9 protein-coding genes are annotated in these 8,513 nt (G+C 59.4%); 1 reads left to right on the top strand and 8 read right to left on the bottom strand.

The features are described from left to right. Positions 1–96 precede the first annotated feature (96 nt). Positions 97–360, bottom strand: a complete 264-nt coding sequence (locus IVA74_RS32280) for a hypothetical protein (protein ID WP_247351030.1) — start codon at positions 358–360, stop codon at positions 97–99. Positions 361–1,302: 942 nt separating this feature from the next. On the opposite strand from IVA74_RS32280, the gene IVA74_RS32275 reads away from it, so the two are divergent. Then, the gene (locus IVA74_RS32275; RefSeq protein WP_247351028.1) at positions 1,303–1,674 is read left to right on the top strand and encodes a hypothetical protein; all 372 of its coding nucleotides are present in this window, start codon (positions 1,303–1,305) and stop codon (positions 1,672–1,674) included. A gap of 1,313 nt (positions 1,675–2,987) precedes the next feature. Here the strand turns inward: IVA74_RS32275 and IVA74_RS32270 are convergent. The 7 genes from IVA74_RS32270 to IVA74_RS32240 all read right to left on the bottom strand — a co-directional run bounded on the left by IVA74_RS32270 (position 2,988) and on the right by IVA74_RS32240 (position 8,087). Further along, a complete protein-coding gene (locus IVA74_RS32270) occupies positions 2,988–3,404 on the bottom strand; it encodes a DUF5681 domain-containing protein (RefSeq protein ID WP_247351026.1) in 417 nt (138 codons plus the stop codon). A 304-nt stretch (positions 3,405–3,708) separates the two neighbouring features. Next, positions 3,709–4,416: a uracil-DNA glycosylase family protein gene (locus IVA74_RS32265; RefSeq protein ID WP_247351024.1), complete on the bottom strand. Its 708-nt coding sequence runs from the start codon at positions 4,414–4,416 to the stop codon at positions 3,709–3,711. A gap of 224 nt (positions 4,417–4,640) precedes the next feature. Beyond that, entirely contained in the window at positions 4,641–5,147 is a 507-nt protein-coding gene (locus tag IVA74_RS32260) for a type II toxin-antitoxin system VapC family toxin (RefSeq protein WP_247351023.1), read from the bottom strand. After that, positions 5,144–5,398, bottom strand: coding sequence for a type II toxin-antitoxin system VapB family antitoxin (locus IVA74_RS32255; RefSeq protein WP_247351021.1), 255 nt, complete (start codon positions 5,396–5,398; stop codon positions 5,144–5,146). Before IVA74_RS32255 ends, IVA74_RS32260 begins: the two co-directional genes overlap by 4 nt. Positions 5,399–5,503: 105 nt before the next feature. After that, positions 5,504–6,814: a DNA methyltransferase gene (locus tag IVA74_RS32250; RefSeq protein ID WP_247351020.1), complete on the bottom strand. Its 1,311-nt coding sequence runs from the start codon at positions 6,812–6,814 to the stop codon at positions 5,504–5,506. 107 nt (positions 6,815–6,921) lie between these two features. After that, positions 6,922–7,437, bottom strand: a complete 516-nt coding sequence (locus IVA74_RS32245; RefSeq protein WP_247351019.1) for a hypothetical protein — start codon at positions 7,435–7,437, stop codon at positions 6,922–6,924. Then, positions 7,434–8,087, bottom strand: coding sequence for a hypothetical protein (locus IVA74_RS32240; protein WP_247351018.1), 654 nt, complete (start codon positions 8,085–8,087; stop codon positions 7,434–7,436). The genes IVA74_RS32245 and IVA74_RS32240 overlap by 4 nt, the downstream gene beginning before the upstream one ends. Positions 8,088–8,513 lie beyond the last annotated feature (426 nt).

Genomic DNA, 8,513 nt, shown 5'->3' with positions numbered 1-8,513 from the left:
CATCTTCGCCCATTGGGCGTCAGTCAAAACGAATCGGTCCATCCCAAGCTTGAATCACAACCAAGCCCCGATGAGAATCCTGAATCCCAACAGACCCTAGTTGAGCGTGAGCGACTTTTCCCGCCGTGGTCCCGTTTCGGCCATCCAAGCGCTCCAGGCTTGCTCATGCTTGGCGTAGAGCTCCAGCCATCGCTGCCCGGGCTTGTCCTGATCGATAGGACCGTCAGTGCCCGGAAGGGTGTCGGGATTGTCCAACGTCTCGAACTCGATCGTCTCCGCAATCGTCAGGCCGACAAGGACGCGCTGTCCGGCACCATCCACGATGTACCGTCGCGGAGCGTCCTTTCTAAGCTCGGTCATGTCGCGTGCTTCCCTTGCCGGAAGAATCGATGTGCCGAGGTGTCGCTCCTAAAAGGCCCGTCGAGCATGACCGAACGCTGAGCTGGGGTTCGGTCGGGCAATTCGGCTTGAGGTGCCGCAGGGATCGTTCGTGCTCGTTCGTTGGAGACGGCAGGCGCGAAGCGCATATCCTGAAACGAATCCAGCGCAGAAAATCAAAGCGGAGATAGATACAGATGCCATGCGAGCCGTCCTGAATGGTGGTCCCCATCAAGAGCGAGTAGTGTGTCGACATCATGGTTCTCGATGACATCTGGCGCCGAAAGATTGCTCACGCCTGATCTCAACATGAGCAGCATCCAAGCTTGCCTTAGCGCAGTCTTCGGCCAGCGGCACCGATAGCTTCTGAAACCGGTGGTTGCTGCCGGGTCCGTTCGGTTCGAACCACACACTCCTTCCTCCGGCGCACCCGAAGAACGGAGTTCGCGACCGTTCTACGGACATCCACACTTGCAACCTTTCGAAAGCCGTCGCATTATTTCTCGTCCATTTTGAGAGAGATCCATCCAATGAATGTCCGCACCTTTACTCCAACCATTGCTCTTTCTGTTCTTGGCCTCACCTTGATGACGGCCGCAGCTCCGGCCGCGGAACTCACGCTTGCTCCGACGCACCATCGGGCGGCCTACGTCCGAACCGGTTACGTGTTTTGGGATGGAGTCTACCCGCCTGCGGTCTATGGTCCCAATCTTCGTCCCGTCGAGGAAGTTGCGGCCATGAAGGCAGAAGCGCGACCCGTGTCGCAACGCTGGTGGGGGTATTGGTATGCTCGGTGAGCGGCAAAGCCGTTGAGCTGATAAATGCGTTCAACTCTGAACCGCCGCAACCCGGGCCACCGGTGGCGGCGGTTTTGCTGGACGTCCACGTGAGCCGATCAACAGTGATGATTGAATGAGCGGCCGCATGAAAATCAAAGCAGCCGCTGCGAGCTTATGTATTTTTGCCGGCTGCTGGCTACAAGCCTACGCTGCGACCGCGGGTGAATGCGTCTCCCGGCCCGAGCGCTTCGAGCTTGCTTCTGACACCGTGTATTGGACTGTTTCGATTCCATCCGGGACGGAGTGCCTGCAAGGTCTGCGCGGCAAAACACAGCTCCTGAATGAAGTTAAACTGGTGGATGCGCCGAGTGCCGGCGTCGCGACGATCGCCGGCCCGTCGTTTCGCTACCAAGCGTCCTCGAGCCCTGGAACTAACCGGTTTCGCATTGCAGTGTCGGGCGAAAACCGGAGGCAGCGCGGATCATCGATCATCATCGTGGACGTCACTATCAGGTAGCGTGATGTCGCTGCGAGAAGTTTCGATACTCGCAAAGCTGCGAGTCCAAGCCTGTTACTTCAGGCCCCGCTATTTCGGTGGTGCCCCTCGTTCCCATGGCCGCTTGCCATCCGCGCCCCTGTCCCAAGGGCGGGCTGTCGGGGCATTCTTCTCCTCCGAAGCCGCCCGCGCACGATCGGCCTGAACCTGTTCGCGATCGGTTATGGGTGCCTTCGGAGGGACCGGCTCGCTCTGCGCCAATCCAGATGTCGCAATGAGCAGCATCGTGAAAATGAATTTTTTCATCCCCGGCTCTAGCACAAGTGGCCGCGGGCTGTCCGATCTATTCGCTACTTCTGGTCCTCGTTGCTGGTGCCCGTGCCTGGACTACCGATAGGCATACCATTCGAGGTATGCCCAGCTCCGGAGTTTCGCTGCGCCTGCGCGGCGGATGGAGACGTCCCATTTGCCGTCGGGGGCTGGACGTTCGGATTGTTCTGCGAGGCGGTGCTGTGATTGGCGCCTGTCGTGGTGCCTTGCGTTCCCATACCGGAGGGGCCCGAGGGTCCGGAATTGGCGCTGCTCGACGAGGTGCCTGTGCCCGCGCCGGAACTCGCCGCCGAGCCCGCGCTGGCGCCGGCGGCCCCTCCGCCTGCACCACCACCGCCGCCACCGCCGCCACCTTGGGCGAAGACCGGCGCGGACAGAGCAAAGCATGTGAGTGCCACGAGTGCAGAGTTTCTAATCATCGATGATCTCCCTTGTTTGGTGGACAATCCATGGCTGTCCTAGTTGGTTCCTCTATCAGCTCGCTCGGGGGAGATATCGGCGGTCGTCGTTCCCATAGGCTCCGTCCGGTGAGGATATCGCGAGTGAGATCAGGACCAGGACTATTGCGAGACCTTCACTCGACATCAAAGCCCGCAACGTGCTCGGGCGCCGGCGGAGCGGCTCGCTGTAGGCTTCCGCGAGAGGACGCCGCCTTCAACAGAGACCCGGCGGCGACAGAACCGATGCGAGGCGGGATAAACCCTTTCGGAGTTTGCCTGCAAAAAATCGCGATCGATGGCCGCGGTCGCGGCTGGCGACAAAAGCTGCTGTCCAAACAGAGACTTGCGCGGCCCTCTCCGCTTGCGAAGGAATGGCCGAGCAGGTTCGAAACAGGGGCTGAACAGGCGCTTAACAGGTGCCGAACACGGTCAAATCTCGATCAGTGATGTCGTGACCCAACACTCACCTTCCGGACTGAAGGACTGAGTCGCCGCGCATTGCGAACACAAAAAAAGGGAGCGCGAGGAGCGCTCCCAATTGGAGAATGAAAATCTTCGCGCTTTCTAAAGCAAGTAATCCGGATCGATCTTCATGCGCAGCAGTGCGAGCACGCGCTTGTACTCGTCCGTGACGTCTTCAGGGAACATACGGATCCGGTCTTCACCCTCAAAGATGAGTTCGAGACTCTTAAGCTGCGACTTGACATGCTCAAGCGTGAAGCGCTCGCGCCTCTTATTGTATTCGCAGATGGCACGCATGTCCCCTGACACGGCCTTGATCACCAACTGCTTGTCTATGGCATGGTGCGCTGGGATCATCTTCCGCTCATTCCCTTCGATGATCGGCACCAGCATTTCTGTCGCATCAAAGAAATCGCGCCGCACTTGACCATCCGAGATGGGATGCGACCGCTTCCGCGGACGGCCCTTCGGATTGCCGGTGGTCCCCTTTGAAAACTGCCCGTTGCGATTACGGCTCATATCGTTACTCCTCGAAAAAAAGCATTCAAGGAGGACACACAAAACAAAATTGGCGTGGCCTCCGGTGACCAAATCCCTGCGAGCAGGAATTCGGACCCATCAGGCGTCACGCCATCATTTACGTACTACATGCCGGGTTTGTGCATCACGCAAAGCCCATATGGGCTCAACCGCAGCTCTCGTGCGAGGTGATGTATTATAGCTCGGGTCAGCGTCATAATCAACAAATGCGCACGCACTCAGCAAAGCGCGATCGCGCAATCACGCTGGTCGATCTTGAACGATCAGGCCGCCAAAACATCGATCAAGACCGATCTGCAGCGAACGACTCCTGAGCAGAACCAGAAGGGGCGTGGAAGCGGCGGGCGAGAGCGGCCCAAATCGCCTCGACCGCTAGTGGTCCTCCCGCGTTCTTCGTTCCCCAACTGCCGGTGTGAGGGACGCCGTAGATTTCGGTGGGGCCCATACGCGTGTGTGCAGATGGAATGCAGGCCTCGCGCCATCCCAGCCGCCCCAAACCGAGGGCCGACCGGACGGAATCGAATGTCATGGCCCCAAGGCATAAAGCCATTCGCGGCTTCACGATGTCGAGCTGAGGGAGCGTGTAGGTGACAGCGCAGCGGTACAGATCCTTCATCGGGACCTTGCTGCTCATCCCCCCTGGCTTGATGAAGACCAGCACGTTTGTGGCATAGGTCTGCGAAAAGCACAGACCAAAATGGGCCAGCAGACGCTTCAAGTTCTGGTTGGTCGCAAGATGGGCGTCCTGCCCGGTCAGGGCCCGGTCCGCACGCTTTTCCGCATCATCGTTACGCCGAAGGTAATCCTCAGACGCCCAATCCTGCCCGACGATCATGAGGTCGGCATCCAGACGACAGGCCGACTTGGTCCAGGGCACGACGAAATCGAAGTCCCAGCTCCCCCCGTCATACAGGTGCAAATGATTATAGCGGCCTCCGGCCTCGGCGCGGCGCTTTGCAACCAGCAAAGCCATGGCGTCCTGCTTGTCCATCCCCTGCCTCCTCGTCGACAACCCACATGCTTGCTACAAACTATTGACGAACAGTAAGTTTGCCCGCCATCCGACCGGTAGCCGGACTTGCTGCATTAAGCTGTGCGCACCATCAGCAACAAGTGCGCTTACTCACGGCGCTGCTCGACTTCACCAAGGTTCCCCGTCACCGCTATATTCGGGATTCGGATGAGCGCCTTTACCGTTGGGGCTCTTTGCTCACGTCACCCGCGCGCCTGGCAAGTGTCGCAGGCTGACTGTGCGCGGCCGCTGCTGAGAGCCTTACCACCCGCATCGGACACGAGCGAGCACGCGCAGACATTGCAACAGAAATCGTCAGGTGCGAGCCGGAATGATATCGGTGTGGACGAAATCATCGCCCTTGAACAATAAGGCTCTCCGGTACTCTTGGCGAGCGCGTAAGCAAAGCAGTCGCCGAAATTCAGCTTGGCAGGATGGCCGCTGCCTTTGCCGAAATCGCGATAGGCCTCGCGCGCAATTTGGGCCTGGGCTTCGGTCACAGACTCGATCGAAATCTGCGCTTCCTTCATCAGTTCATCGAAACGCCGGCTGGCTATTGGATCCCGGCTGCCATCGATTACGACAGCCGCCTCGACGAAATTTGCAGCTGACATGCGTCGGATCGGATGACTTTCGATCGCGAGTGCGTAGCGCTGTGCCTCGGACTTCTCGCCCAGAACGGCAACTAGCGCAGAGGTATCGATGATCATCGAGGCTGCCCGCGCTCGTCATAGAGCAGATCGCCGTGCTCGGCCGATCGGTACGGTTCTTTCAAGCGCTTGGCGCAATCCCGGCCGATCTTCAGCAAGCGATCCGATAGACCCACGCCCTGCTCATGGCGAACCCGTTCTAGCCGCTCGCGAACGGCATTGGTCACAGCAGCCGTCAGTGTCTCCCCGGTCCGCCGTGCCAGCTCAGTCGCCAGTTGATGCGCCTGTGGGCTTTTGATGTTTAAGCTCATGTTCCACCTTCTAACCCAACCAGATATACCACTCTACCAAGCGGTTTCGAGCTCTTGACGCGGGGCCGCAATTGCGCTGCCCGGCCAAAAACCTAGCCAAATGCCTTACTGAAGCGGGTCGGATCGACGCTGCTCGACCTCGGCAAAGGTCTCGCCGGTCAGTGTCATTGTCGCAGGCTGTCCCGTATAGGTCTGCCAGCGGCGGATGGCGACATCGACATAGAGCGGGTCGAGCTCGATCGCACGCGCCCGCCGCCGGCACTTCTGTGCCGCCATGATGGTGGTCCCGGACCCACAAAATGGATCGAGCACGATCTCGCCGCGGCGCGAGCAATCCTTGATGGCGTCGATCACGAGTGCGGTGGGCTTCACCGTCGGGTGCATCTCGAGCTCGGCCTCCCGCCCCGAGCGAAAGCTGTTGGCACCGGCGTAATCCCAGACATTGGTACGATAGCGGCCGTGCTTGCCGAGCTCGATCGTATTCAGATGCGCCGCTAGGCCCACCTTGTAGACGAACACCAGCTCATGCTTGGAGCGGTAGAACGACCCCATGCCGCCATTGCTCTTGTTCCAGACGCACAGGTTCTTCAGCTCGGAATAGACGCCACCGGCCGCCTTCAAGACCTCGTCGATATGGCGCCAATCCATGCAGATGAAATGGATCGCACCATCTAGGCTCACCTCGGCCATATTGCCGAACACCAAGGCCAGGAACCCTGCAAATTCGGCTGAGCTCATCTCGCCTGAGGCCATCTTGAATTCGCGATGCTTGACCGCCCCAAGCCCGCTGACGTGCCCATCGATTGGCACGTTGTAGGGCGGGTCGGTAAAGACCAAGCGAGCCTGGTCGCCGTCCATCAGATCGGCAAACGAAGCCGCATCGCACGCATCGCCGCAGAGCAGACGGTGGTCTCCCAGCATCCAGAGGTCGCCGAGCCGCGACACCGCCTCTGACCTGATGGGTGGAACCAGATCGCTGCGATCCGGCTTCTCGCGGTTCGCTTCGCCATCGACCAACAGGTCAATCTCGGCAGTCTCAAAACCGGTCACTTCCAGATCGAAATTGACCTCGGCGCCCGTCAGCTCGCGCCAGAGCACGCGCAGCTGGTCTGTGTCCCAATCCGAGTTCAGCGCAACCTTGTTGTCGGCGAGCGAGAACGCGGTCTTCTGCGCGGGAGTCAAATGGCCGACCCGCAGCACCGGCACCCGCTCCAATCCCGCCAGGCGGGCACCCTCGACCCGGCCATGGCCGACAAGGATCACCCCCTCATCATCGGCGACAACGATGCTGTTGAAACCGAACTCGCGGATTGAGGCTGCGATCTGATGCAGCTGCTTGCGCGAATGCCGCCTGGCATTGGCGGGGTTCGGCTTCAACTCGGCAGTGGGTAGGTGCTCGATGCGAAAATCACTCATTGGACCTCTCCTTTGGGGATAGGCCTCAGGTATACCATCATCTATCCGGATATTTCAAATATACTTGTTGAATAGCAGGATTCGAAGCGCGCCGTGGTTAATCTCCGTCACCCCTTGATGATGATCTCGATATCTTCGGGCCGCACGCCAAAGGTGGCCGCCAAAGCCTTTTTTGCCTCGGCAATGGTCAAGCCACCACGCTCCTTGCCCGGTCCCGCCGGTGAAGATTCGGGGATCGGCTGAAACTTCAGCCGCCGCTGCTCGATCCCGAGCTCCTTCAGGCCGGCATAGGCCACCGGATTGCGCAGCTCCTTGCGCCAGACATCCGCGGCGGCAATGTCGGCGAACTCCGAGATTCCAATCCGAAATCGCCCCTGTCCCCTCGCATTCACATGGTCGTCAAGTGTCGTGAGCGACGAAATACGTCCCACCAGGAACGCTGCTCGCGACGCGATGCCTTCGGCCTTGTTGTTCCAATCCTGCCGTCGGCAGCAGACAAGATAGGCGCATCGCTCGACGCTTTTCGGACTGAGCACCCAACCGCGGGAGCCCGCCTGATCCAGAATGTTCTGCCTGGTCTCGGAGGTGAAGACGACCACGGCAGCATCATTGGCTTTGGTCATGCGCGATCTGCTTTGGTCTCAACTGCATTCTCGACCTTCGCCTTACCGGCGCCGTGCGCGACCAGACATTCATTCCCGGCCTGCTGCAGCAACCGGCTTGGCGCAAACGCCCCGTAGGCATTACGCTCGTTACGTGCACCGTGGACCATCAGCAAGAGCTTGTCGGCGAGCTCCACAGGATCGCGCAATCCGGAGGATCGACAAAGCCCGACCACCCGGCGCCGCTCGGCCCGCCAATACTGTTCGATCTCGCTCAGCTGAGGGTTCTTGCGATGCTCGTACAATTCCGCCGCCGTGCGCGCGAGCAGCATCTGGGGCTGCATCGGACGACCCGCACTCTCTTGCTCCGTCGCAAGCCACCCCCGCAGCTGCGCCTCCGGATCGCCTGGATGGTCCTCCTTCATCACCTCCCAAACCGTCTCCGACTCCGCAATCAACGACTTGATGAAATAGCTGATCAGCGCATCGCCATGGCCGAAATACTTGACCAGGGTTTCCATATTCGAATGCGCCTCGTGGGCGATCAAGCCGTTCGCGACCCTGATACCGAGAAAACGAAACATTGTCTGGGCGGCGTCGATCAAGCGCTCCCTGGCGGGCTTGTCGAATCCGAAACTGGCCGGCTGTTCCGTTTTGGGAAGCTTGCGCATCAAATTGGCTCCTCAACCATGTATCAGCTGATTATAGCACAACTTATGCCAATCCCTCTCTTCTGGACGGTTGGCGCGTCGAAAGGACCATCGTCACCTTCTGGCCAACCATGGAGGCAAATTGTCACCATCTGGCCGCGTCTTAAGCCTGGTCTTAAGGCTGGTCTTAAGCCTGGTTTTTGCTCGATGTTCTCGACTGGACCATCGACGGACGCGCCGCGAAGACCTTGCTCTGGGCGTGATTTAAAGGATTCCAGACCTGTCGGAGTGCGGCCAGGTCACAATCTCCTCCACGGCCTTCCCTGGGCCTTGGAGGGCTATCTGAGCTGCACCCGGTTCTGTTGACACCGGCTTAAGCTAATCCGACCTTCCGTTCGAACTCCATAGGGCTCAGATATCCGATCGTCGAATGCCTTCGCTTCGGAT

This window comes from Bradyrhizobium sp. 132, from assembly GCF_023074185.1.
Lineage (GTDB): Bacteria > Pseudomonadota > Alphaproteobacteria > Rhizobiales > Xanthobacteraceae > Bradyrhizobium.
This window is presented reverse-complemented; position numbering and strand designations above follow the sequence as displayed.